The organism is Rhodococcus sp. BUPNP1 (assembly GCF_002215235.1).
In the GTDB taxonomy this organism is placed as follows: domain Bacteria; phylum Actinomycetota; class Actinomycetes; order Mycobacteriales; family Mycobacteriaceae; genus Rhodococcus.
In genome coordinates, this window is record NZ_NERM01000009.1 from 48,401 (window position 1) to 73,029 (window position 24,629).

General features: G+C 68.8%; 20 protein-coding genes and 1 pseudogene. 11 read left to right on the forward strand and 10 right to left on the reverse strand.

Annotated features, from left to right (window positions below; all coding sequences use genetic code 11):
* Positions 1-51 precede the first annotated feature (51 nt).
* Positions 52-1,116 carry a beta-mannosidase gene (locus tag B9C99_RS11460; protein ID WP_088897906.1) on the forward strand — a complete coding sequence of 355 codons (1,065 nt, stop codon included), beginning with the start codon at positions 52-54 and terminating at the stop codon, positions 1,114-1,116.
* On the opposite strand, the gene B9C99_RS11465 is transcribed toward B9C99_RS11460, so the two are convergent.
* From B9C99_RS11465 to B9C99_RS11480, 4 genes are read right to left on the reverse strand one after another with little or no spacing between them, the layout of a single operon-like run.
* Positions 1,108-2,754, reverse strand: a complete 1,647-nt coding sequence (locus tag B9C99_RS11465) for a glycosyltransferase family 39 protein (RefSeq protein WP_172414923.1) — start codon at positions 2,752-2,754, stop codon at positions 1,108-1,110. The genes B9C99_RS11460 and B9C99_RS11465 overlap by 9 nt on opposite strands.
* Entirely contained in the window at positions 2,751-4,226 is a 1,476-nt protein-coding gene (locus B9C99_RS11470) for a glycosyltransferase (RefSeq protein ID WP_088897908.1), read from the reverse strand. Before B9C99_RS11470 ends, B9C99_RS11465 begins: the two co-directional genes overlap by 4 nt.
* Positions 4,211-5,695, reverse strand: a complete 1,485-nt coding sequence (locus B9C99_RS11475; protein WP_230825488.1) for an archaeosortase/exosortase family protein — start codon at positions 5,693-5,695, stop codon at positions 4,211-4,213. The genes B9C99_RS11470 and B9C99_RS11475 overlap by 16 nt, the downstream gene beginning before the upstream one ends.
* Before the next feature lie 5 nt (positions 5,696-5,700).
* On the reverse strand, positions 5,701-7,689 hold the full coding sequence (locus B9C99_RS11480; protein ID WP_253250041.1) for a hypothetical protein: 1,989 nt from the start codon (positions 7,687-7,689) through the stop codon (positions 5,701-5,703).
* Positions 7,690-7,840: 151 nt separating this feature from the next.
* On the opposite strand from B9C99_RS11480, the gene B9C99_RS11485 reads away from it, so the two are divergent.
* From B9C99_RS11485 to B9C99_RS11515, 9 genes and pseudogenes are all read left to right on the forward strand, one after another.
* The gene (locus tag B9C99_RS11485) at positions 7,841-8,968 is read left to right on the forward strand and encodes a glycosyltransferase family 4 protein (RefSeq protein ID WP_088897988.1); all 1,128 of its coding nucleotides are present in this window, start codon (positions 7,841-7,843) and stop codon (positions 8,966-8,968) included.
* An 83-nt stretch (positions 8,969-9,051) separates the two neighbouring features.
* Positions 9,052-9,213, forward strand: a complete 162-nt coding sequence (locus B9C99_RS25840) for a hypothetical protein (protein ID WP_016696211.1) — start codon at positions 9,052-9,054, stop codon at positions 9,211-9,213.
* Between the two features lie 208 nt (positions 9,214-9,421).
* Entirely contained in the window at positions 9,422-9,748 is a 327-nt protein-coding gene (locus tag B9C99_RS11490; protein ID WP_088897910.1) for a SelT/SelW/SelH family protein, read from the forward strand.
* 108 nt (positions 9,749-9,856) lie between these two features.
* Positions 9,857-10,513, forward strand: a complete 657-nt coding sequence (locus B9C99_RS11495) for a hypothetical protein (protein WP_088897911.1) — start codon at positions 9,857-9,859, stop codon at positions 10,511-10,513.
* Between the two features lie 148 nt (positions 10,514-10,661).
* Complete coding sequence (locus tag B9C99_RS11500) at positions 10,662-11,486, forward strand: N-acetyltransferase (RefSeq protein WP_088897912.1); 825 nt, start codon at positions 10,662-10,664, stop codon at positions 11,484-11,486.
* Between the two features lie 92 nt (positions 11,487-11,578).
* Positions 11,579-13,129, forward strand: a complete 1,551-nt coding sequence (locus B9C99_RS11505; RefSeq protein ID WP_143543553.1) for a hypothetical protein — start codon at positions 11,579-11,581, stop codon at positions 13,127-13,129.
* A 118-nt stretch (positions 13,130-13,247) separates the two neighbouring features.
* A complete protein-coding gene (locus tag B9C99_RS25845) occupies positions 13,248-13,406 on the forward strand; it encodes a hypothetical protein (RefSeq protein WP_157788930.1) in 159 nt (52 codons plus the stop codon).
* Between the two features lie 73 nt (positions 13,407-13,479).
* Complete coding sequence (locus B9C99_RS11510) at positions 13,480-14,127, forward strand: PhoU domain-containing protein (RefSeq protein ID WP_088897914.1); 648 nt, start codon at positions 13,480-13,482, stop codon at positions 14,125-14,127.
* 43 nt (positions 14,128-14,170) lie between these two features.
* Positions 14,171-15,370 (forward strand): annotated as a pseudogene (locus B9C99_RS11515) (MalY/PatB family protein).
* 17 nt (positions 15,371-15,387) lie between these two features.
* On the opposite strand, the gene B9C99_RS11520 reads toward B9C99_RS11515, so the two are convergent.
* Positions 15,388-16,509: a glycosyl hydrolase gene (locus B9C99_RS11520; protein WP_088897915.1), complete on the reverse strand. Its 1,122-nt coding sequence runs from the start codon at positions 16,507-16,509 to the stop codon at positions 15,388-15,390.
* A gap of 165 nt (positions 16,510-16,674) precedes the next feature.
* Here B9C99_RS11520 and B9C99_RS11525 point away from each other — a divergent pair, with 165 nt between their 5' ends.
* The gene (locus B9C99_RS11525; protein WP_016696204.1) at positions 16,675-17,757 is read left to right on the forward strand and encodes a GNAT family N-acetyltransferase; all 1,083 of its coding nucleotides are present in this window, start codon (positions 16,675-16,677) and stop codon (positions 17,755-17,757) included.
* Here the strand turns inward: B9C99_RS11525 and B9C99_RS11530 are convergent, their stop codons facing one another.
* The 5 genes from B9C99_RS11530 to B9C99_RS11550 all read right to left on the reverse strand — a co-directional run bounded on the left by B9C99_RS11530 (position 17,758) and on the right by B9C99_RS11550 (position 24,524).
* Entirely contained in the window at positions 17,758-18,792 is a 1,035-nt protein-coding gene (locus tag B9C99_RS11530; RefSeq protein ID WP_253250042.1) for a cellulase family glycosylhydrolase, read from the reverse strand. It lies immediately after the preceding gene.
* Between the two features lie 82 nt (positions 18,793-18,874).
* The gene (locus tag B9C99_RS11535) at positions 18,875-20,422 is read right to left on the reverse strand and encodes a flippase (protein ID WP_253250043.1); all 1,548 of its coding nucleotides are present in this window, start codon (positions 20,420-20,422) and stop codon (positions 18,875-18,877) included.
* Positions 20,423-20,434: 12 nt separating this feature from the next.
* Positions 20,435-21,517, reverse strand: coding sequence for a glycosyltransferase family 1 protein (locus B9C99_RS11540; protein ID WP_088897918.1), 1,083 nt, complete (start codon positions 21,515-21,517; stop codon positions 20,435-20,437).
* Complete coding sequence (locus B9C99_RS11545; RefSeq protein WP_143543554.1) at positions 21,400-22,797, reverse strand: O-antigen ligase family protein; 1,398 nt, start codon at positions 22,795-22,797, stop codon at positions 21,400-21,402. The genes B9C99_RS11540 and B9C99_RS11545 overlap by 118 nt, the downstream gene beginning before the upstream one ends.
* Complete coding sequence (locus B9C99_RS11550; RefSeq protein WP_253250044.1) at positions 22,794-24,524, reverse strand: alpha/beta fold hydrolase; 1,731 nt, start codon at positions 24,522-24,524, stop codon at positions 22,794-22,796. The genes B9C99_RS11545 and B9C99_RS11550 overlap by 4 nt, the downstream gene beginning before the upstream one ends.
* Positions 24,525-24,629 lie beyond the last annotated feature (105 nt).

Genomic DNA, 24,629 nt, shown 5'->3' on the forward strand with positions numbered 1-24,629 from the left:
CCGATGTCCGGATGCCTGCGTACACGGCTCCGTGGCGGTTAATCTCTGGACGTGCGCGTCGCTGCGGTCGCCACCGCCCTGCTTCTCCTGCTCGCGGCCTGCGCGCAGGACACTTCGTCGCGCCCCTCACCTCCCGAGGATCTGCCGGTGGTGCGTGCAGACGGCGACCGTCTCGTTCTCGACGGACGGACGTGGTGGCCCGCCGGACTCAACGCCTACCAGCTCGGCACCCGCTGGGAGGTCAACCAGGGATGCGGTGCCCAGGTGGATCTCGACGAATTCTTCGGTGCGCTGGCGCCGCGTTCGATCGTGCGTTTCGACGCCTTCCAGTCCCACGCCGTGCACCGGATCGGCGGCACGCTCGACTTCACGGCGCTCGATGCCGTCTTCGACGCCGCCGAGCGGCACAGGGTGTATCTGATCCCGGTTCTCGCCCCGCAGGACAGCGATTGCGACGCGGGTGGATACAAGCAGGCGGACTGGTACGACACCGGTTGGCGCGACCCGCTACCCGGTCATGTACTCGCCTACGACGACTGGGTCGCGACGGCCGTCGAGCGGTGGGGGTCGTCGCCGGCGGTGGCGATGTGGGACCTGATCGGCGAACCCGAGACCGCGACCTGCACCGACGACGAGTGCACCCTCGAACGACGCGAGTGCCTGCCCGGTGGCGCCCGGCTGCTCCGCACCTGGATCGACGACGCGGCCGCCATCGTCCGTGAGCACGACCCGGACCGGCTCGTCACCGTGGGCACCATCGGAGGCGACCAGTGCGGTTCGGCCGGAGACGATTTCGCGATCGTCACCGGCTCCGAGCAGCTCGACGTCGTGCAGTATCACGACTACGACGACGCGCAGTTCCTCGAGCAGCGGCTCGACGGGTTGTCGAAGCCGATGCTCGTCGCCGAACTCGGTGTCCGGGCCGGTTCGTGCCGCACCGCGAACGAACGTGCCGATATCGTCGACCGCACGCTCACGCAATACCGCGACCTCGGGGCGGACGGCGCACTGATGTGGTCATTCGTCCCCGACCCGCGACCGGACGAGTGCACCTACGACGTCGGCCCGGACGACCCGGTCCACTACGTCCTACGGCGTCACCACCGCTCAGGGTGAATCACGGTCGAGGACCCGGAAGAGTCGCCAGTCGGGTTGGTCGGCACCGTCGTTGGGGATCTCGAGTTCGAGCAGCGCTATGTCGCTGCCGGTCTCGTAGATGGTGGGGTAGCGGCGGTTGACGGCATCCGATGTTCCCCGGCCCTCGTTGGGGACGGTGAGGATGTACTCGACCCCGGAGGCGGAGGGACGGTTGAGCACGGCCGTGAAGTCGGCATCCGAGGGGATGACGAACGTCTCGGGGCGTTCGGTGGCCGAGAAGATCGCGAACCCGTAGACCGTGTCCATCAGTACCGAGCCCGGCGGCAGGTCCATCGCGTCGAGATAATCGGCGATGCGTCGTTCGGTGGAGAACGCCGCGATCACCCGTCGCTGCTGCTCGCGCACCTCGGACGGATCGTCGTCGTCCGGGAACAGCACCGTGCGCAACGCGTGCTGTTCCTGCGACAGGGTGGGCGAGCCCATCGCAACGAAGGTGACGGGCAGACTGCACACCAGGAGCGTCGCGCCCAACGGTGCCGCGCCGCTGCGGTCCTCCGTCCTCGGAACGGCGTGCGGTCCGGGGCGTCGTGCCGTGAGCAGTCCGCGTCGCGGAGCCAGCTGTACGACCCACACCGCGAGCAGCGGGATCGCGCAGATGTAGAAGCGCAGGAACGGGAACGTCATTCCGCGCGCATAGGACAGGGCCGCGAATCCCAGGACCGCGCCGAAGACGACGAACGGCACGAGCGGTTCGAGATCGCGTCGCCGCCACGCGAGCACCGCCACGACCGGGATCAGCAGCGGAAGTGCCGGTCCGAGCACGACGGTCTCGGCGAGCGAGAACGCGATCGCACCGAGCCCGCCCGACGACCCGCCACCGCTCTGCTCGAGGATGGCGGCGTTGCCGTAGGCCGAGGTGAACTGCGCGAGCCATTCGCCGGTGACGAGCCAGCTCGTCACGACGAACGCGACGAAGGCCAACGCGAGGGGGGAGGCGACGAGGATCGCGTCCATGATCGCCGGCTGCCATCCCGAGCCGGGAGCGTAGCGGCGCGACCGGTACCGGACGAGCAGTGCGACGAAGACCGTCACCGCCCCGCCGACGGCCAACGCGTCGTACCGCGCGAGATACGCCAGTGCCAGGGCGATTCCGGCCAGCGCCAGGTCGTGGATGTCGTCGGTGTTGCACCAGCGGATCAAACGACGCGCGGCCCAGCACAATGCGAACAGGAACGGCGCCTCGCTCATGCCGTTCGCCCCGTAGTAGACGATCATCGGGTTCAGGGCGAACACCGCCGTCACCGTCCACACGAACCACGGCGCGCAGCCGCGATCACACGCGATCCGGTGGATCTGCACCGCCGCGCCGGCCATGAACGGTGCCGACATGAGCACCGCCGTGACCGCATAGGCGGACAGCGAGGGGAACCACGCCGACAGTCCCGTGAGGGGCACCTGGACGAGGGCGGTGAGCGGCGTGAACACGAACCCGATGGCGGCGAGGTGCGGGTCGCGGCTGAGCAGCACCGACCGCGCGGCGCTGACACGGCTGAGCGAATCACCCTGGTAGTACTGCACGTCCAGCGCGAGCCACAGTCCCACCACCAGATAGATCAGGCAGGCGGTCCAGAACACCCACGCGCTGCGGGCCCTCACGACGACAACCCGTGGAAGGTCTTCTCCCAGTAGGAAGGATTACGGATGAGCTGATAGGTGCCCTTGATCGCCGCGATCGACATGAGCACCCAGTAGAACGGCACGGTCAGGCACGGCCACCACAGGTTCGCGTGCCCGGTCTCTCGGCACGCCACGAAGTTCATGTACATCACGGCGACGTTGCCGAACACGAGCGAGATCAGCGCGGGGAAGTAGGCGTACCAGGGGAAGATCTCCTCGATCAGTGCCGCCTGCCCGAGTAGCCACGCCAGCGTCGTCATCCAGAACACCATGTTCAGGCAGGCGATGATCGGCGTGCCCGCGAGCAGGGTCGTGAAACGCAGCATCCCCGCGGTGCCGATCACCCGCCACAACTGCACGGGCCGGCGCATGTGGACCAGCCAGGTCTGCAGATAGCCCTTGTACCAACGGGATCGCTGCCGCACCCAGTTGATCGGATCGCTGTTCGCCTCCTCGAGTGTGGTCGAGTCGAGAACTGCGGTGGAGTAACCGGATTCGGCGATCCGCACGCCGAGATCGGCGTCCTCTGTGACGTTGTACGGATCCCACGCACCGATCTCGTCGAACACCGACCGGCGGATGTGGTTCGACGTGCCTCCCAGCGGGATCGGCGACTGCGACTTCATCAATCCGGGCAGGATGAAGTTGAACCACAGTGCGTAGTCGGCGGTGAACCAGCCGGTCAGCAGATTCTGGGTTCCGTTGTGGAAGGCCAGTTTCGCCTGCACGCATGCCACGTCGTCGCCGAGACGGTCGAAGACGACGACCACCCGGCGCAGCTGCAACGGCTCCGGCAGATCCTCGGCGTCGAAGATCGTCACGATCTCACCGGTCGTGAAGTGCAGACCGTAGTTGCACGCCTTCGGTTTCGTGCGCGGGTCGGCGGCCGGGACGAGCAGGATCTCGACACTCTCGCCGAGCCCGGCCTTCTCCGCGGCCTCGATGGTGACGGTGTCGTCCTCCTCGAGCAGCAACAGCACCTGGAGCATGTCGGCCGGATAGTCGAGCGCGGCCATCGCGGCGAGCAGGTCGCCGACCACCTCGGGTTCGTTGTAAGCGGGGACGAGCACCGTGTACGGCGGTAGCTGGTCGTCGGTGAGGGCGAGTGCTTCCTCGTCGTCGACGATGAACTGCGCGTCGCGTGCCATGCCACGGGTGAACAGCAGCAGCCGGTCGGCGAGGGTCGCGATGTACCCGAAGGTGCACAGCACGGTGAAGACGATCAGGGTCGGTTTCGTCGCCACGACGAGCGCGAGCACGAAGGCCGCGGCGAGCGCGAATCCGAGATATTTCTGCCACGGCACGAACGCGACCGACGCCGACGAGACGGGGCTGCGTTCGCGCAGTCCGTGCACCGCCTCGTGGAGGGCGGCGGTCCGGTAGGCGTCGAACTCCGCGGTGCCCTCGGGTGGAACATCGTGTCCGGAGCCGACGTTCACTCGCCCTGCCATTGTGCCTCCACGAGTTCGCGACCCACTTCGATCAGCATGGAACGGTCCTTGTACTCGGGTTCGGTGTCCTCGACGGTGCCGTTGCCGCGCAACAGCACCCGCAGCAGCGTGCGCGCATTGGTGGCGGTGTTCGGTTCGGGTTGCGGGAAAGGCGCGTCGAGTTCGTGGTTGTCCACCGTCAGCAGGCTCACCCGCTGGGCGACGGTGTCGCTGCGGGTCCACACGAAGCTGAGCAGGCTCCATGTCAGGAGCAGGTTGTCGTCGACGACGGTGAAGTATTCGGCGGTCACCCCGTGCCCCAGATCGACGTACTCCTTGGGGCTCACGCGCGACCTGCCGAGTTCGTACATCGACTCGGCGGGGTAGACCGCGAACGCGTTCGGGCTGCGCACCTGCAGTGTCTGCACGGCGACGGTGCGCGGACGCAGCAGACGGTCCCAGTCCGGATTCGGTTCCTCCGCACGGATCACCTGCCGGCGCAGCACCGATCCCTGGCGGAAGTAGGCACGGGGCCAGTCGTAGTCGACGGACGACAACTGCATCCATCCGGCCGGGACGATCTGTGTGGCGGTGCCCGAATAGGGCGGCCCTTCCGACACGGGGGTCAGTCGCTGGTCGGGCAGCGGCATGAGCGCCGCGAGCAGCGCGGCCACCACGACGCACAGGGCTCCCCGCACCGCCTGGGGAATCGACACCGGATTCGGCGGCAGCGTGCGCGGGGCGAGCCCGCGATAGGTCCACAGGTAGGCGCCTGCACCGACGACCAGCGTCGCGATCACCGCCGGCACGTACTGGGACACGGCGATGGACGCGTCCGGCCACTGCTGATCGATCAGGATGAGCACGAAAAGGCCGGTCACGAATGTCGCGGAGCCGTAGAAGAATCCGCGGGCCCGGGTGCGCCGCATCGCGAGTCCGATGGCCGTGGCGGCGAGCACGAGCGTGACCTGTCCCGCGGCGAGCTTCGTGCCCCCGGCCTCGACGAGCACGATCCGGTAGAGCACGGGCGAGCTCAGGAAGAGCATCGCCCACGCCTGCCAGTACACCGCCGTCACGCGCAGGCCGAACATCGCGACGCACGCCCCGCACACGAACACCCACGCGGCGAGCACGTCGAGGTGCATCACCTGATAGTTCGTCGCGTAGCGCGGCATCAGCAGCCCCTTGATCGCGAGGGCGATCAGCAGCAGGAGCACCGACGTGATGATGTCGGTCTGCCGGTCGTGGATCGGCAGTTCGTTCTTCCGTTGCCGCGTGATGCCGATCGCGACGATCGCGACGAGCGGCGGCACGATGAGGACGTAACCGCCCGTGGTGCCGGTGCGGATCTCGTCGATCAACTGCAGCCACGTGGAGTGGAAGGCGATGACGGTCGCGGCGACGATCACGATCCACCGGCGGGTGGTGTGCCGCAACGCGCTCGTGAAGAACCGCTCGGTGAACGACGGCTGCTCCACTGTCGCGGTCATGGTGTTCACCGTGACTGCGGGCGGCGCCGGGTGCGCGACCACACCGCGGCACCCGCCGCGCCGACGACGAGCAGGACGACACCCGCGACGACCACCGCGGTCACAGTGCTGTCCGATCCCGACGACGGCGCGTCGAGGTCGTCGTCCTGGCTCCGGGGATCGATCAGGGAGATCGGATCGCGGTCGGGTGCGGTGAACAGCACGCTGCCCTCGAGTTCGAACCAGCGATCGGGCTCGGCGGAGAGCCAGTCGAGCGTCCGGTCGAGTTCCTCGGGAGCACCGGTCGACGTGGCGACCAGCACGGTGCGTCCGTCGTCCCGCACGACCTGCAGCGAGGCGAAGTCCACCTCGGTGCCGAAGGTGAGGCTGGTGCTCTCGCCGTCGGCGTGGCGGACCTCGAACCGGCGGTCCTCGGTGCGGACGAGCGGCAGCTGCGACTGCAGATCTTCGGGGAGGAGGCCGTTCGCGTCCACGATCACTGCCGGTCCCGACGAGGCGAGCGCTTCGTCGATCGTCACCCATTCGGGGTCGAGCGGACGGCTGGTGAGCGACTGGAGTCCGGCAATGATTTCGACGGCGCGGGAGACGTTGACGAGACTGCGGTCGGAGGTCGCGACGTCGACCTTCGGCATCAGCGTCTGGGGCAGCGACGGGAAACCGACGGGGAGCGGGGGATCCGCGAGCGTGCTGAAGACACGACTGTCACCGTCGATGCGCAGGGTGACGGGCTGCTGGAGACCGCACTGCTGCTGCGCGCCGGTGGTGCGGAGTTCGACACTGACGTCGGTGAGCCGCCCGAGGGCCGAGTTCGGAACCGTGACGACACGGTCGATGACGCCGCTCCCGTCGGCCGCCCATGAGTCGAGCGTGATGTCGCCGGCGGAGACGGTGATCGACCCGCCCTGGGTGGCGGGGAGCGGGGTGTAGGAGCCCTGCAGGTCGATGCTCACGTCGCGCACCGGCCGGCCGAACTCGGTCTGGTCGAGGAAGAGGTGCACGTCCGCGATGCCGAGGCTGCTCGTCTCGAGATCGGACACCCGCAGGTCGTACAGGGTGGCCGAGTCGGACGGGAGGATGGGGCGGGTCTCGAACGCACCGACGGCGACGTCGGAGGCGACAGCGAAGCCGGACAGGGCGCTGGTGATCAGGCGTCCCTGGTCGAGGAGGGTCTCCGCGTCGCCGCGGACGTACAGGGCGGGCGGCCCGTCGGGCACCGGCACGACCTCCGCACCCGTCTCCTCGCCCTCGCTGACGACGATCTGCCGGACGAACGGGGTGTCGGCGGCGGGAGGAACGCCGTTCGCCGGGAGCTCACGTACGTCCACGGGCACCTGCCGGCCGGAGTAGCGGGCGCTCACGGTCGCCGCGAGGTCGAGGGCGACGCTCGCCTCGGCGTCCGTGGGTTCCTCGGCCAGATACAGCTCGAGGCGATCGAGGACCGGCGGGAGGTAGTCGGCGACCGCCTGCGGCGCCTCGGGGGTGCCCGCGTACCGGACCACACCGTCGCGCAGACGTACCGAACCCAGCGTCCAGTCGTCGGGACAGATGTTGTCGACGGCGACCAGGTGCAGATCGAGCGAGATCACCGCGGCGTCGTTCTCCACCTTCGCCCCGGCGAGCGGGATCGACAGCGGCACGATGGCGCCGCCGGGCGGTAGTTCCACGCGCGTGAGCAGGCGCCCGTCCGAGACGACGTCGATCCATCCGCGCGCGACGTTCGTGGGCAGTTCGGCGGTGGTGTCGAGGAAAGCGGGAGTATTTCCGGCCGGGACCGGAAATGTGAGCGTGGCGACATCGGAATTGCCGCGGAATTCGATGTTCGGCCCGAGTCCGAGATTGCGGGTCGGGAATGCGACCTCGCCCGGAGGCGTCGGTTCCGTCGGCTCGAGATCCTGCGCTGCAGCGGTAATCGGGTTCGCGCACAACGTCATCGAGGCAGCAAGGGCCAGCATGAGGGCACGACGGGAACGGCGACCGGTTCGGGGGGATGTCACTCGAACAGCGTATTGCGTCCGATCACGAGAATATTGCAGACGCGGCGATAATTCGGTGTGACGTTGCGCTGTTGTAACGGAACGCACGCCGGTCTCGATTTCAGCCGACGACCCCGAATCGGACGAATCAGGAGGCTCCGTGACGGAATCCGTGAGCGATCCGCTGTTGTTCGTCGCGCACACCGGTGAACGGTCGGGTGCCGAGAAGATCATGCTGATGCTCGTCGACGCCGCCCTCGCGCAGGGACGTCGGGTCGTCGTGGCGTGCCCCGACGGGCCGCTCGCCGAAGCCCTTCCGGCCGGATGCGTCCGTGTCCGGTTGCCCCGGCTGGGCATGTGGGGACAGACCGGAGTCGGGCGGATCGCGGGACTGGCAGGTCTTCCGGTGCGGTGGCTGGTGGGAGCGCGCAGACTCCGTCGCGTGCTCGCCGCGGAGCGGCCGCAGGTGGTGTGCAATTCGTTGTTCGCACTGCCTTCCCTGCGACTCGCCGTGCTCGGCACGTCCCACCGGGAACGTGCCAGGTGGCTGGTGCACGACACCCTGTCCTCCCGTAAGCAGCACATCGTCGCCCGGGTGGGCAGAGGCGCCGTGGGGGAAGCGGTGGCCGTCTCGCGGGCCTCGGCCGTCCCGGTCCGGGAATGCGGATATCCGGTGGTCGTCGCACCGCACGGCGTCCCGATCCCGCCTGCTCCGTCCCGGCCGGCGTCTCCCCAGGGCTCGACTACTGACGGCTCGACCACGCGGGTGGGCATCCTCGCGTCGGTGACGGAATGGAAGGGACACCGCGTCCTTCTCGAGGCGGTGGCCGAGGTGCCCGGCGTCCACCTCGACGTGGCGGGGGTGCCGTTCCCCGGCGACGAAGCCTTCCTCGACGAACTGCGGCGTCGCGCAGACGCCCCCGACCTGCGTGGACGGGTGTCGTTCCTGGGCCGGGTCGATCCCGCCGAGGTCTTCGCGGTGTGGGACGTGATGGTCTCTGCGAGCACCTCACCGGAGGCGGGACCGCTGGTCGCATTGGAGGCGATGGCGCACGGTGTGCCCGTCGTCGGCACCGATCACGGAGGGACCGCCGAGTACCTGGCCGACGGCGCGGGACTGCTCGTTCCACCCGGCGATGCGAAGGCTCTGGCAGAGGCGATGCGGCGATTGATGTCCGACCCCGGCCTGCGGTACGAACTCGCCGTCACTGCGCGCCGCCGGGTGGAGGAGCGCCACGATATCGAGGTGACGTTGCCGGCCATGGTGAACGCCTTGTGGGCGACGGGCGTCACATTGTGAGGCGTCCTCGAGTATTGCTTTTGCAACCATGTTGCGATCTCCGATGTTTGGTGTTCTCGGCGGATTCGCGCACACTGTGAGCCATGTGGGTGTGGATCGCATCGGCGCTGGCGGCGTGGCTGGGCCTCTCGGCTCTCGGCGCGCTCGCGGTCGGTCGGTTCCTGTTCGTCTCCGAGAGGGAGGAACAACTCGTCGAGATGCAGCGGGAGCAGCGTGATTCTGCGAATCCTCCCGTCGCTTCCTGACACGCCGGACGTCCGCCTGCGCGATACTCGCGAGTAACAATTTCCCGTGTCTAGACTCGGTTCCGCGTCGTCCTCCTGTCCCCCCATGTGAGGACGGCCGCACGGGTCGGTTACCCCCCCATCACCGGTCCGTGCAGAAGCCCCGGCCGATCCACCACCACGATTGCCGGGGCTTCACCTATTTTCCGGCGGAGATATCCTGTCGCTCATGACCGAGCAGGCTCCCCGCGTCGCGATCACCTACTGCACGCAGTGCAAATGGCTGCTGCGCGCCGGTTGGATGGCGCAGGAACTGCTGAACACCTTCGGTACCGCGCTCGGCGAGGTCGCGCTCGTTCCCGGGACCGGTGGGGTGTTCCGCATCGTCGTCGACGACACGGTCGTGTGGGACCGCAAGGAGGACAAGGGTTTTCCCGAAATCGCCGCGCTCAAGCAGCGAGTCCGTGATCTCGTGGAGCCGGATCGTGATCTCGGGCATGTGGATCGGGCCGCCCGGACCGATGCCCCACCTCATCGCGACAGCAACGACATCTAGCGGTAACGTTCTCGCATATGTGCCCGCGTTCTACGCGCGTCGGGCACGGTCGACGGCGTGCCGCTCACGAAAGTGGTCGCCGACATCGAAATACGGGGAGGAAAATCGATGAATTCTGTTGCGAAGAAGGCTGCAGTCGCGGCCTCTGGTGCCGCACTGCTGGCACTGGTCGTTCCGGGCGTCTCGTCCGCTGCGGGTCCGAGCGTCTCGGCGAAGGCGGAGAACGGCGCCATCGTCGTCGACTTCGATCTGACGCGCGCCGACGTCGACCGCGGCGTCACCTGCGTCACCTACGTCCTGAAGCCGGGCACCGTCGACACGGCCGATCCGTCGGGCCGCATCGACGCGCAGCCCGCCGGCACGAGCTTCTCGGTGACCAACACGAGCACCTCGAGCGCGCTGTACATCAAGGACGGCGCACCCTCGCAGGCCGGTCCGGAGTCGATCACCGACGGCACCTACAACGTCTTCTGGGGCTGCCAGGACGCCTCGGGTGCGCAGTACGAGAACATCTTCGACGCGTCCGGTCGCCCCTTCACCGGTGGCATCTCCGTGACGGTCGGCGGCGGTGAGTCCGCACCGCAGGGCGAGTCGGCTCCGCAGGCACAGTCCGCGCCGCAGGCCGAGTCCGCGCCCGCACCGCAGGGCGAGTCCGCGCCGCAGGCCGACAATGTTCCGCCGGCTCCCCAGTCGCAGCCGGAGCCGGTCGACCCGCTCCAGTTCGTGATCAAGTTCCTGCGCGACCTGATCGGCGCCTACCTCTGATCGGAGTCCACACTCCGATCCGCATGTAACGGCATCGGCGGCACCTCCAGCGGGTGCCGCCGATGCCGTTTCCGTACCGACGCTGTAGATGTGGTCCGGGTAGATCTGGTCCGGGGGATCGATTTCCTGCGGCAGGGAAGGAGAAGGGGTGGACGCCGCCTCGATCGCGACGGGTCTCGCATCGTCGACGCAACTGCGACGTGCCTACGGCGCGAGCATGCGGCCGCTGACGTCCGGAGGTCACTGGTCCGAGGGCGACGGCTGGTGGATCGGTATCACCGCGGCCCCCGACCCCGACTACAACCTCGCCCTCGTCCACGGCGGCGACGTGACCGCCCACGCCGACCATGTCTACGAAACGCTGACGGAGGCCGGTCATCCGTCGATCGTCCTGCTGGCAGGTGACGGCCTCGGTGCCGCCCAGGTCCTCGGCGACCGCGGCTGGGTGTGTGCGGGTTCGCTGGACCTGACCTACCTCGTCGCCCACGATGCTCCCGTCGATCCGGGTTTTCGGGTTCTCGGCGAGGCCGACATGCTGCATGCCCGCGAACTCGCCGCCGCGACCTTCGGGATCGCGCCCGGGACCGCCGCGGTCGCCTACGCCGACGTCGTCGCCCGCACCTCCGGCGTCGAGGTGATCGGGATCTTCGACGACGAAGATGTCGGCGACCGGGATTCGGACGACGAGGATGCAGACGGCCGGGCTGCGGCTCTGCAGTCCTGCACCCTGCTCGTCGACAGCGGGCCGATCCGGACGGTGTGGTCGCTCGGAACCCGGACCGGCCGGCAACGTCGCGGATACGCGAACCGGCTGATCCGGGCCGGCGCCGCCCACACGCACGCGCAGCGAGGTCCGGTCGCGATGTGCGGACTCACCAGGCCGCGTGTCACCCCGCTCTACCTCGCAGCCGGAGCGCGCGTCGCCGAGACCTGGCAGATGTGGTCCCGTCCGCGCTGGCTGCTCGGCAGCTGACGGACGTACGGGTCGGTAACATTTGCCCGATTCGCCGCGACACAATGGCGACGTGCCCACTCCCCGGGGCGACAGCGAAAGGCCTGTGCATCGTGTCCGAACGAAGCATCCGCGACGCCGAACTGCGTCGTGAGCTCGGTGTTCCTCCCACCGTCGATCTCGTGGGGCATGCCCGCGATCTCGCTCGCGTGGCCGTGCCCGCCGCACTCGTCGCCGCGCTCGCCGCGGTCGCGGTCTTCTTCGTCCGCGACAGCGGTCCCGGGGTGTACGAGTCGTCGCTCGTCGCAGAGATCCGCTCGTCGGCCTCGGTGTCCGGCAACGACGCGACCCTCGGGCAGCTCATCGCCCCGTACGTGGCGCTGTCGCAGGACTCGGCGGTCGTGGCCGCAATCGCAGCCGAGACCAACGAGGATCCCGCGAAGCTGCCGTCGAGGATCGACGTCGGCTACGGCTCGTCGCCCACTCTGCTCACCGTGACAGCCCGCGACGACTCGCAGGCCGACGCCGACCGGCTCGCACAAACGGTCGTCACACAGCTCGACCGCGCGCAGACCGAACGCAATCGCGTCGCCCTCGACGCGCGCATCGCCGAACTGGACGCGGTCGTTGCCGGTCTGCGCGCCGACCTCGCCGCGAGTATCGCGGCCGACGAGGAGGGCAACGCGGAGGGCACAGCCGATCCGGTGGTGCAGGCCGAACTCGATGCGCGGCTCGAGCAGCTCCGGCAGGCACGCTCGGGTGCAAGCCTCGAATACCTCCAGGTGCTGTCGATGCCCGCCGGCACCGGGACGAAGGTGTCCCCGATGCCGCGTGCCGAGGCCGCGGTCGCCTTCCTCGCAGTGTTCGTCCTCGTCGCGGAGTTGCTGGTCGCTCTGAACGGGCGCTTCGGCGCGTCGAACAGTGCGGCGTGGGCCCGGCGGGTCGCGCGTCGCCACCGGACGGCCGTGCAGATCGAGCGCGACGACCGGCAGACGCTTCCGCTCGACACGATCGTCATGCTCGGGCAGCGCGCCTCGCTCGGTGACCACATCCTCCTTCTCACAGGGGAGGGCGTGACCGTCGAAGCCGATGCGTTCGGCGATGCCCGCGACCGGATCGTGTGCTGCGGGATCGGGGAACAGTGGTGGACCCGCGCGAAGACCGAGGGGCTCGCGCTCGCCGTGATCGTGCTGCAGGCCGGTGCCGAGGAGCGAGCGCAGGCGGAGGACACGCTGCGCGCCTTGGCCGAGATCGAGGTGCCCACGCGTCTCGTCGTGCTCGGTGCCGGACGAGAATTGGTGCCCGTGCTTCCGGCTCGGCGCCGCGAAGCAGCCGTGGAGGCGGCTCCCGAACCCCCGGCTCCCGTCCCTGTTGCCACACCCCAGCCTGCACCTGCACCTGCACCGCGACCGGTGCCCGACGACCGTCACCGGGCCCCGCAGCCTGTGTCGTCCCAGCCTGTGTCGTCCCAGCCGGTGTTGTCCCAGCCTGTGTCGTCCCAGCCGGAGTCGCTGTTCGTCCCGCCCGAGGATCGGGCCTATCAGCAGTACCGCTACGACGAGGGATACGACTACGGATACGCCGACCAGCAGGGCTACCGGGACGGGCACGGCTATCCCGAGCAGAACGGTTACGGCGAACCTCGGGAGACGTCGCGCTACTGATCAGGTTTTCGCCCGAGTTGAAGCTCGGCGCCGACAGGCTATAGTGATGGCGGTCACTCCAGGGGATGGGTGTGACCTGCGCAGCCGAGCACATCGGCGTCACGACGAGGAAAACAATTTGTCTATCTGCATTGCCGGCACCCCGCAGCACAGCACCGCGACGCCGGGAAGCACCGAATGGATCAAGGCTCATCTCGCCCGCATGGACGACGTCGCGGGCTCTGTATCGTCCTCCGAGGACGTCGCCGCAGAGCGCGTCGTCGACGCGCGTCGTTAGGCTCCTCCCGGGGACTGCAACGAGGACCGGTCGGGTACACGTGCCGTGAACCGGTCGACGAAGGGAGCGAGACATGAGGGAGTTGTTCCGAGGACAGCTCGACGACCTGGTCGGACGCCTCGGTGAGCTCGCAGCGGTCGCGGCCGAAGGGCTCGACCTGGCCACTCGCGCGTTGTTCGACACCGACCTCGACGCAGCCCAGGCCGCCCTCGATCTCGACGCACGGATCGCCGAACTCGACACCGACTGTTCCGAGCGAGCGGTGCGAATCCTCGCCCTACAGGGTCCCGTGGCCGCCGACCTGCGGTTGGTGTTCTCCGCCGTGCGCATTACGGGCGATCTCACCAGGATGGGCGAACTGAGCCTGCACATCGCGCGGGTCGTACGTCGTCGCCATCCCGAGTCGCTGGTATCCGACCTCCTGCGCGACGATCTTCGCCGGATGGCCGATCTTGCGGCGCAGATCGTCGCGATTCTGCGCGACGCGTTCACCGACTTCGACCTCGACACGATCAAGGGCACGCACGCCATCGAGACCGAACTCGATGCGGTGCATTCGCGACTGCTCTCCCTGCTCGAGAGTCCCGAATGGGACGGCGACATCCGGACCGCGGTCGACACCGCACTCCTCGCGCGTTTCTACGGGCGGTTCGGCGACCAGGCCGTCGACGTCGCGGATCGGCTTATCTTCTTCGTCACGGGCCAGCGACCCGCCGCCTGACTTCGGCGCGCGGAGCGCCGCGAACCGTGCGATTCTCATCCACATGACCAGCGACGAGCGCCTCTCGGTCGGCGGTCCTGGGGTGCCCGGGTTCGACGACCTCGACTTCGACGCCCTGTCGGCGCGGTCCGGTGCCAAGTGGGCACGGGCGGCCACCGACGGGCTGGCCCCCGCATAGGTCGCCGACATGGACTTCCCGGTCGCACCGCCGATCGCGCATGCGCTGCACGAGCTGGTCGAGCGTAGCGATCTCGGTTATCCCGACTGGTTCCACGGCACGCCGCTGCGTGAGGAGTTCGCGCAACGCATGCGCACGCGTTACGGATGGGAACCCGATCCCGGTGCCGTCCGCGAGCAGACGGATCTCATCCAGGCATTGCAGCTCGTGCTGCACCTGAGCACCACGCGCGGCGATGCGGTGGCGATCCAGACACCGAACTACCCGCCGTTCCTGGCGTCGCTGCGACGGATGGGTCTGCAGCAGATCGACTTTCCGTTCGTCGACCGGGGCGACGGGTGGGTGCTCGACTTCGATGCGTTCGAGCCGTTGGTGGCACGGCGTCGTCCGCGGGTACTGGTGCTCGTCAACCCGCACAACCCCACCGGGCGGGTGCTCACGCGTGAGGAACTCGAGCGGATCGCCGATCTCGCCGAACGGTTCGACATGCTTGTCGTCAGCGACGAGATCCATGCCGAGCTGATCTACGAGCCGCACCGGCACATCCCGTTCGCGTCGCTCGGACCGGAGACCGCTGCCCGCACGGTGACGCTCACTTCCGCCAGCAAGGCGTTCAACCTCGCAGGGATGCGGTGCGCGGTGGTGCACTACGGCTCAGGAACACTGCTCGAGCGCCGGGACGCGGAGCCGTTCGACCTGTACGGGACGGTGTCGGTTCCGGGAGTGATCGCCACGCTCGCCGCGTGGCGCGAGGGCGACGCGTGGCAGCGCGACCTGCTGCAGGTCCTCGCCCGGAATCGTCGGCGGGTGGACGAGGTTCTGCGCGAACGGATCCCGTCCCTGCGGCACCATCTGCCGCAGGGCACCTACCTGACATGGTTGAACACCGGACCCCTCGGCATCGATGATCCGGTGTCGGTCGTCCGCGATCGGGGACGTGTCCTCGCCGACGGCGGGGTGCGGTTCGGGTCGGGGGCACGCAACTTCCTGCGCATCAACTTCGCGACGTCGGGGCCGATCCTCGAGCGGATCCTCGACGGGGTCACCGACGCGCTCGGCGCCTGACCGTCAGCGCACCGCTGTCACCACACCGCGTCGGCCGGGGTGTTCGTGGACTCGAGTGTGCCGTTCGCGGCAGCGCATCCCGAGGCGGCCGAAGCGACCACGGCGCGTGAGGGTTTGGCCGAGAAGTTCTGGTAGAGCAGCCCGAAGTTCTGCTCCACATCGGCTTGGTTCGTCCCGCGGTCGCGCATCGAGTAGACGAACACCTTCTGCACCCAGCCGAGTCGGCGGGCCTCCGCAATGCCGTCGGCGATGATGTCGGCCTGGAGTTGCGTGCTCACCGCGTTCGAGTCGGTTCCGGTGGGGGCGCCGAACTCGGTGGCCCACACCGGTGTCGCGGCGTCGCCGTACTGCACCATCGTGTCGCGCATCAGGCGCATGCGGTAGAAGGTGTTCCAGCTCTGCGTACTCGCATCGGACGGCAGCGCCGGATAGCTGTAGGGGTGGACCGACAGGATGTCGAAGTACTGGTGTGCGCCGCGCGCGTAGAGCTGCTGCACGTAGGTGACGGGGGAGATGTTGGTGCCGTCGTCCACGGCGGGGGCGAGGCCGCCGTTGAGTATGCGCGCGCCGGGTTGCACCGACTTGATCGCCGGTGCCGCGGCGGCGAGCAGTTCGACATACTTCCCGACGTCGGCCCGGGGCCGGAAGAAACTGGTCAGGTTCGGTTCGTTCCAGATCTCCCAATGGTTCACGCGGGTCGAATAGCGCTGTGCGACCTGACGCGAGAAGGCGACGAACGCCGCCGGGTCGGCGGGATATCCGTGCGTGTCGCCGCCACCCGCGACGCGTGCCCAAGTGGGGGTGTACGCGATGATGCCGACCACCTCGAGTCCGCGGGCACGGGCGCGGTCCACCACACGGTCGGGCACCGACCAGTTCTGTTGCCCGCGGTTCGGTTCGATCACCGACCAGTCGATGTCCACGCGCAGCCACCGGGCGCCGACCGCGCGGATCGCGTCGAGTTCACGGTCGAGTTCGGAGTCCGACAGATACATCAGCGGTGCGCCGGCCGCGATACCGATGTCGTCGGTCGCGCAGGTCGTCGGGGGAGGCGGTTGGGGCGGTGGGGCGCACGCTGCGAGTGCGGCGAGGGAGCACGAGAGGGCTGTGGCCAGTGCAGCACGTGCGAGACGACCCATCGACTCTCCTGGTGTAGAATCCGGACAATTCAGGCATCGGTCGTAACGCTGCGCCGCCGACCTGCGATTCTTTCGGTGGAGCGAGCGGCAGACCGACGCCGCGAATTCACTCTAACGAGCAGGGGGCCGGAAGATGCGGGATTTGTGGACCGAAGGTTCCGGTGCATGCGCACCGTGAGTTTCGAGATCCACGACGAAGACTCGGCCGTTCGGCTCTCCGCGGAATGGGACGACCTCGCCCATGAGGCGGGTGGGCGCGTCGCGACCCGCCCCTCCTACGCACTGGCCTGGAATCGGATGGGACGCGGTCGATCGGCCGTATGCACCGTCCGGCGCGGCGGGCGCCTCGTCGGACTCGCGCCCCTGCACGCCCGTACCCGGCTCGGGGTCACCGCCCTACGGCTGCCGGCCCACGGCCTCGCCACGATAGGAACCTTCCTCGCGACCGACGAGGCCGCGCTCGCCGATCTGCTCGACGGTATCGCCGACCGGAACATGGCACTGCAGCTCGACCACGTCGATCTCACCGATCCTCTCGTGGAGATGCTGCAGGCCTCGTCTCGCTGGAGCGTCGATATCGCCGGCACCGAACGGTGCCTGACCGTCGATGTCGCTGCCGGTGCCGGCGCCGAATCGTTGCGTGGTCGCCGCACGCTGAAGACGCTGTCCCGCCTCGAACGCTCGCTGGAACGCGAAGGCACCCCGGTCTCCGTCGAAGTGGTGCGCGATCCGGACCATCTCGCGCACAGGTGGCCCGACATCACCGCCGTCGCCGCGGCCGCCGACGAACACAGCGGACGCGACAACTTCTGTGCACCGCCGTTCGTCGCGTTCACCCGGCCGCTGCTCGAGGCCGAGGCCCGTGCCGGCCGGTTGCTCGTCGTGGGCCTGCTCGTCGGCGACCGATGGACGGCCCACGAGATCATGTTCCGCACCGGGACCACGGCCGAGATGTGGCTGAGCCGCTTCCATCCCGAGGTGCGTCGCTACCAGCCCGGCCAGTTGCTGCAGCGCCACCTCGCCGACCGGCACGACGAACTGGGCATCGACCACTTCGACTACCTGCTCGGCACAACGGAATTCAAGGAGCAGTGGGCGAACGGTGAATACCGGGTCGGGCGGATCGTCGCCGTCCCCACCTCGCGACCGCACCACCGGTGGACCCTCCGCGCCGCAGATCTCGGAGCCGACCTCGTCCGTCCCCTGCGCCTGGCGGCGCGCGACGCCCTCACCTCGAACCGCTGCTGATCAGAGGCAACCCGGCGTGACCGCGGCCGTGCGCAGCACGTCCCAGGCCGGTTTGAGTGCCCCGTCGTGCGCGAGGATCCCGAAGTTCTGCTCGCGATCGGCCACCTCGGTGCCCCGGTCGAAGAGGCTGTAGACGAACAGTTTGTCGACGAATCCCAATGCGCGTTGCTCGGTGATCCCGTCGCGCAGGATGTCGGCCTGCTCCGTGGGCCCCACCGCGTCGGTGTCCGTGCCCGTCGGCGACCCGAACTCCGTTGCCCAGATGGGCTTGTCGGAGTCCCCCCGCTCGACCATGACGGTGCGCATCTCGCGCATGCGGTAGAAGGAGTTCCAGTCGGACGTCGACGCATCGGACGGCAGAGCGGGATAGCTGTAGGGGTGCATGCCCACGACGTCGAAGGCCGACGACACGCCCTGGTCGTACAACTCGGTGAGGAAAGTCGTCGGGGCGATGTCCGATCCGTTGTCGGTGCCGGGGGACAGGCCACCGGTGACCACCACCGCCCCGGGGTCGACGTTGCGGATCGCGTCCGACGCCGCCACGAGCAGGTCGGCGTACGAGCCGACGTCGGGTTGCGGGGTGAAGAAGGCCGTCAGGTTCGGCTCGTTCCAGATCTCCCAGTGCGTGACGCTGTCGGAGTAGCGATCGGCGACGTCGCCTGCGAAGCGACCGAATTCGCCGGGGTCGGCGGGCATCCCGTGCGGGTCGCCGGGGGCGGCCTCCGACGTCCGCGCCCAGCGCGGAGTGTGAGTGAGCAGGCCCAGCACCTGCAGGTCGTGTGCGTCGGCCGCGGCGACGACCCGGTCGGTGCCCCTCCAGTCGAAGCGGCCGCGCGCGGGTTCGATGGTCGACCAGTCCATGTCGAACCGGATCCAGCCGGCGCCGCTGTCGGCGACCGTCGACATGTACGCGTCGAGGTCGGCGGAGTCGAGGGAGTCGAGGCCGGCTCCCGTCGCGACCCCGAGACTGTCGGCGGTCAGATCGGTTCGGCAGTCGCGTGGCTCGGTGCTCTGGGTACACGACAGAGCGAACACACCGACAAGGGTGAGAACGGCGCGGAGCGGCATGGACCGCGACACGCGACGCGGCATCGACCGCGAAAGGGACACTGCAACCTCAACGGGACTTGACGAGACCGACGAGGCCGAGCCCGCCGGTGATGGGAAGGACATGGGTTCCGGCCAGAACACAGACAGCCGAGAGGACAGCGGTGACGGGCCAGGGAAGATCGTAGCGCTCCGCGAGAAGCGACATCCACACGGCCACCGCAACACCCAGCATCGCGATCGCGACGGTCTGGGTGAAGGGGAACAGGCCCCCGATCCGGACGGTTCGTGCGACGACGATCCAGATCGCGACGAGCATCGCGGCCTCGGTGAACACCGTCGCCAGCGCCGCCCCGTCGAACGACATGCGGGGGATGAGGACGAGGTTCGCCCCGATGTTCCCGGCGAGTGCGGCCAGCGCCACCCACGGGTAGACCCGGTGGCGTCCGGTCGCGATGAGCACCATGAGACCGAGTTCGGTGAGCATCGACAGAGCGCTACCGAGCACCAGCATGCGCGACGCGTCGGCCGCTTCGGCGAATCGCTCGCCGTAGAGGAGGGACAGCACGCCGTCCGCCGACGACCAGAAGACCGCGGTGGCGGTCGCGCCCAACACCGCGAGAAGCATCGCCGCTTCCCGCGTGCGCTGCCGGAACATCTCGCTCTGCGCCGGCCAGGTCGCGACCAGCAGCGTGGTCACCGGTCCCACGACGGTCGACGACACCATCGACAGCAGGTCGGCGAACTTGTATCCGACGGTGTAGAGCCCCACCGAGTCGAAGGTGTCGATGCGCCCGAGCATCAGCACGTCGATCTTCGACAGCAGGGTGAGCAGGGCGAAACCGATGCTGAGGGGGATGGCCTCGACGAGCATCTCGCGCCACCGCCACAACTGGGCGCGCGCGGCGGGCAGAGGTCCGGCCCTGCCCGCTCGCACGCCGCGCACGAGAATGCCCGCGCCGACGATCTCGTTGATCACCGCCGGCACGACGAGCACGAGCAGCACCGGATTCCACAGCACTGCGGCGATGGTCGCGATCAGTTGCGCGAGCTGGCCGAAGGTCTCGGCGATCGCGACCGACGCCATGCGCAGCCGACTCTGATACATCACCGACAGGGCGTTGTTGGGCGTCGCGATCACCACGACGAGACCGGCGACCACCGTCGCCCAGACGACATCGGACGAGTATCCGAGGAGCACCACGTATCCGACGGCCAGCGCGTACCCGAGCAGACCGAGTACACCGCGCAACGCGATGAACGCGGTGGTGACGTAGGAGACCTCCCACGGATTGCACTCGACGAGCTTGGCGAGCACCACTCGACCCACGCCGAGATCGGTGACGACGGACAGCAACCCGAGCAGGCCGAAGACGAAGGAGAACTTGCCGAAGTCGTCCGGTGCCAAGGCGCGGGCGGCGATCATCGAACCGGCCCAGCCCATCGAGGCCACGGCCAGCCGGCTGCCGAGCATCACGACGGTGTTGCGTCGCGCGGCCCGCCCGTCGAGTTCGGGCGTCTGCGGTTCGTGGAGGGTGCCACCGGGGTCGTGGGCAGCGACGATCCGCTCCATCACGACGGTTTCGGCCATCCGGTCGGCCAGCGAATGTCTACCCACGCGACGGCCTCGTCAGATTCTCAGGCCTGCGGTGCGGTAGGCATCGCGCGTGAGTTCGGCGGTGCGCGTCCATGTCGAGGTCGCGGCGACCTCCCGTCCTCGGGTGCGCAGCGCCTCCGCGGTGTCGCGGTCGTGGACGACGACGCGCAGGGCCGCGGTCCACGACGTCACGGTGTGTTCGGTGACGAGAAGGGCTCCGTCGTCGACGACGTCGGGCAGTGCACCGACGGCGCTCGTCACCACCGCCCCGCCGCACGCCATCGCCTCGAGCGGCGGCAGCCCGAAGCCCTCGTAGCGCGAGGCGTATGCGACGGCGGTCGCCGCTACGTACAGGGCGGGGAGGTGCGCAGTGGGAACGTAACCGAGACCGATCGAACCGGCCGGCGCGTGGGGTCCGGTGGATCCGGCACCGGCCAGCACCAGCGGGACGTCGAGGATGCGGCACGCGTCGGCGACGAGCGCGACGTCCTTGCGGGGTTCGACGGTGCCGACCTGCAGGACGAACCGTTCGGGCAGCCGGTAGGCCCTGCGGATGTCCCGCACCTCCTCCGGGGTGGGAGGTTTCGCCCACGCGGCGGGGGCGAGCGGGGTGACCACGGCGTCGCGTCCGCACAACGCGTGGAGACGTTCGGCTGTGAAGTTCGAGACCGCGACGAGCACGTCGGCCCGTCGCATGGCATCGCGCAACAGTGCTCGCTCACCGGCGGCCCGGTGCCTGCTGAATGCCCACGGGGTGTCGAAGACGGCGAGGTCGTGGAACGTCGAGACGGTGACACCGGAACACAGGACGGGCAGATCGACGTCGAGGCTGTGGAACAGGTCGACCCCGCGGACGGGCACCTTGGCGTGCAGCATCCGCCGCACCCCGTCGGCGACCGGCCGCACCGACGGGGTCACGCGAGGGGGCAGTTCGCCGGTGGCGTCGCACTGCACGGTCGCGCGCAGCGCCGCCGAGGAGAGCAGGGGATCGAGCGCGGTCAGCAGCTCGCGGACGTAGGTCTGGACTCCGCTGCCGGACGGACGGAGTGCGAGGGCGCCGAATCCGATGCGGTGAGCGAGCTTCGGGGAGGTGACCAGTGTTGCGTCAGTGCGCATCCGACAGTTCCTAACAGTAACCAGAAATAGACGTCGAGAGGGAAGATCTCGAGATAGGTCGCCACCGTGGAGGCGACCGCCGCCGCGACGATCGTGCCACTCACTCCGAGTGCGAGTGCGGCGTCCTGTCCGCTCAGCACCCGCGATGCACGCAGCGTCGAGACCGCGGCGCACACGAGTACGAGGACGAACAACCACACGCCGATCGGGCCGAGTTCCACGGCGAGCTTCATGTAGTAGTTGTCGGGCTGATAGGGCATGTACCCGAACTGCACGGCCGCCGTGTACGACAGTTCCGACAGCATCGGGTTGCTCTGCGTCACTGTGTCGGCGGCAGCCGAGCCGGTCGCGCCGAGACCCTGACCGAAGGGGTGCACCCACAGCGACGACAGGGTCTGCGACCAGCCGTCCCCGCGTTCACCGAGACTCGACGAGGAGAACAGCGGAGCGAGAATCGAACTCGGCACGGCGAAGAGGACGAGCGGTGCGAGTGCCGCGGCGGCGCCGAAGCCGAGGAACAGGGCGCGGTAGCGGTGGACCGCCAGCCACAGCAGTGCGACGGCGAGACCGATGTAGCTGGCACGCACGATCGTCACACCCATGCCGAGCACCATGACCGGTGTCGCACACAGGAACAGCGTGTTGCGGAGCCGGTGCGGATCGGCGAAGGAGACCGAGCACCCTACGATCAGTCCGATCATCACGAACAGACCGAAGGCGAAGGGGGTCGTGAACGTGCTGAAACTGCGCAGGATTCCGCCGCTGATGCGCAGATGCTCGTCCCAGCGGTAACCGAGTTCGGCGAGTCGTTCACCACCGATCACCTGTTGCGCGAGTCCGACGACGGCGGTGACGGCCGTGGTGCCCATGAGGATCGACACCAGGTGGTCGCGGTCGCGGGCGTCGAACGGCGCCCGCCACAGGATCACCGGGATGACGAGATAGAAGTAGGTGATCTTGATGGCGATGATGCCGGCGAGTCCCGAGACGAGCAGCGCCGACAGGACTCCGATCGCCACCCACGCGACCACGGCCGGCCACCACGGACAGGACGGTGCCGGCAGCCGGCGTCGGTACGGGCTGACGAAGGTCGCGGCGAGGGTGAGGAGCAGCAGCCCCTCCTTCCACGGCGACAACGATTCACCGCCGGGGACGATCGCGAGCAGACCGTGGAACGGAGTGAGCGCGGCGATCGCCAGCAACCCGCGTTGGGGTCGCCGCCAGAGCAACACTCCCGACGCGAGCACGGCGGGAACGGCGAGCAGCAGCAGGGGAGTCATGAGACGTACTCGCCTGCAGTGGGATCCGAGGTGCGGGAGCCGAATCGGGAGAGCACGGTCGAGGTGATCGCCGTGCGGAGGAACTCGCGGCCGTCCCGCTGCCGACCGCTGTGCTCACCGACCTCGCTGGTGAGGATGTCGCCGGTGAAGCCACGCCGGCGCAGGCGGCGAAGTCCTTCCTCGCCGCGCTGGGACAGGAACCATAGATGGTCCTCGGCGGACAACACGACCGTGGTCGACACACCCGCGCGACGCAGTGCCTCCAACCCCACCTCGGGAACCTGGGTCACTCCGAGTCGGCCGAGCAGCAGCCACAACGGATAGGGCAGGTACTTCTGCGCCCACGGCTTGATGCGGGCACGTAGGGAGACCGTCTGCGGTTCCACCGGAGCTGCGATCGCCGGAACGTCGGGCGCGTTCGGACCGAGGTCTGCACGCAACGACTTCCGGCGGTGGGTGCACCACAGGATCACGTTCACGAGCACGGCGGAGTGAGCCGCACCCCGGAGGGCGACCCACGACGAGTACCACGCACCCGAACACAACCCGATCACCACGAGGTCCTGCGGATCGGCGCCGAGCGCGGCGACAGCATCGAGAGCGTCGCGGTCGGAGTCGTCGGAGTACAGCGGTGTGGGGGTCGCCCCGTGCGCCGTGCCGGTATCGCCGACCCCGGTCCGGTCGAACCGGATCGTGGAGATCCCGTGCGCGGCGAACTCGCGCGCGAGCTCGACCCAGAGACGACTCGGGCCGAGCCGGTGCTCGTAGGCAGTGCCGAAGAACAGCACCGTCGGGGCGGACGGGCGCGGTGCGCCGAACCCCTCGGTGCCGACACCGTGCGTACGCAGCGCGAACATCTCGTTCGGACCGAGATACTCGACGCTCTCGTGGATCGGGAGCCCCGAGTCGGTGGTCGCGACGACCGCGCGCTCGCGCCCGGGGAAGTGGACCTCGCGCGTCGCCGCGGGCGTGCCCGCAGCGACTCGGTCGGCGATCCGGATCAGCTGCTCGGTGGGGATCGCGGAATGCAGTGTGCTGGGGGTGACGAAGGATTCGTGGGCCTCGAGGGAGATCTCGTCACCGCCGAGTGCAGTGGCGAGCGCCGACACCGCGGCGGTCTCGCGGGCCGTGGGTCGGGTCGCGAGCAGGGTCCGTGTGCCGGTCAGCGACCGCGGATCGATCTTCAGAGCGCCGAGGGCGTCGGCGACCTCGGGGGCGAGAACGCCGCCGACGATCGACACACGGGGGTCGTCGGGATCGTCGGCACCGAGGGCGAGCCGGTAGAGAGCGCGTTGTTCGCGCAGCATCGCTCGGCCCGAGACGATCGGATCCCACAGCACGACGGCATCGACCGGCCCGCACTCCGGCAGGGCCGTCGCCGCGATCAGTGCGCCGGCGCGCAGTCCCACGACGGTGATGTGCTCGGCGCCGCTCGCGCGGGCCGTCTCCACCGCGGTGACGACACTGCGCTGCCATGCCGCGACCGCGTCGGGCGAGTCCTGATCGCCGGCGGAGTCTCCGGTGCCCGCGTAGTCGAAGCGCAACGCCGCCAGGCCGCGCTCGGCGAGTTGCTCGGCGAGCGCCTTGATCCCCCGATAGGTGTCGAGGTGTTCCTTGCCGAGGGGCGGGCACAGCACCACCGCGCCGCGTGCGCGGCGGTCGGCGGGAAGGTGGACGTGGCCGAGGAGAGGGGACGCGGGATCGCCGAACCACGACGCGTGTCGCACATCCACTCCGTGACCTCCACTGTCGAGGGGGTGAAAGAGGGGGTGATTTCCCGACCCCGTCTCGGACCCTGAATCTTCTTGTCGTTCGGACGCATTCGTATCGAT

Bases quoted from the DNA above. Each gene is read 5' to 3' on its own strand.
- B9C99_RS11470 (WP_088897908.1), bottom strand. From the start codon at position 4,226: ATGGCAGGGCGAGTGAACGTCGGCTCCGGACACGATGTTCCACCCGAG.
- B9C99_RS11475 (WP_230825488.1), bottom strand. From the start codon at position 5,695: ATGACCGCGACAGTGGAGCAGCCGTCGTTCACCGAGCGGTTCTTCACG.
- B9C99_RS25840 (WP_016696211.1), top strand. From the start codon at position 9,052: ATGTGGGTGTGGATCGCATCGGCGCTGGCGGCGTGGCTGGGCCTCTCG.
- B9C99_RS11490 (WP_088897910.1), top strand. From the start codon at position 9,422: ATGACCGAGCAGGCTCCCCGCGTCGCGATCACCTACTGCACGCAGTGC.
- B9C99_RS11495 (WP_088897911.1), top strand. From the start codon at position 9,857: ATGAATTCTGTTGCGAAGAAGGCTGCAGTCGCGGCCTCTGGTGCCGCA.
- B9C99_RS11510 (WP_088897914.1), top strand. From the start codon at position 13,480: ATGAGGGAGTTGTTCCGAGGACAGCTCGACGACCTGGTCGGACGCCTC.
- B9C99_RS11520 (WP_088897915.1), bottom strand. From the start codon at position 16,509: ATGGGTCGTCTCGCACGTGCTGCACTGGCCACAGCCCTCTCGTGCTCC.
- B9C99_RS11525 (WP_016696204.1), top strand. From the start codon at position 16,675: ATGCGCACCGTGAGTTTCGAGATCCACGACGAAGACTCGGCCGTTCGG.
- B9C99_RS11540 (WP_088897918.1), bottom strand. From the start codon at position 21,517: ATGCGCACTGACGCAACACTGGTCACCTCCCCGAAGCTCGCTCACCGC.
- B9C99_RS11545 (WP_143543554.1), bottom strand. From the start codon at position 22,797: ATGACTCCCCTGCTGCTGCTCGCCGTTCCCGCCGTGCTCGCGTCGGGA.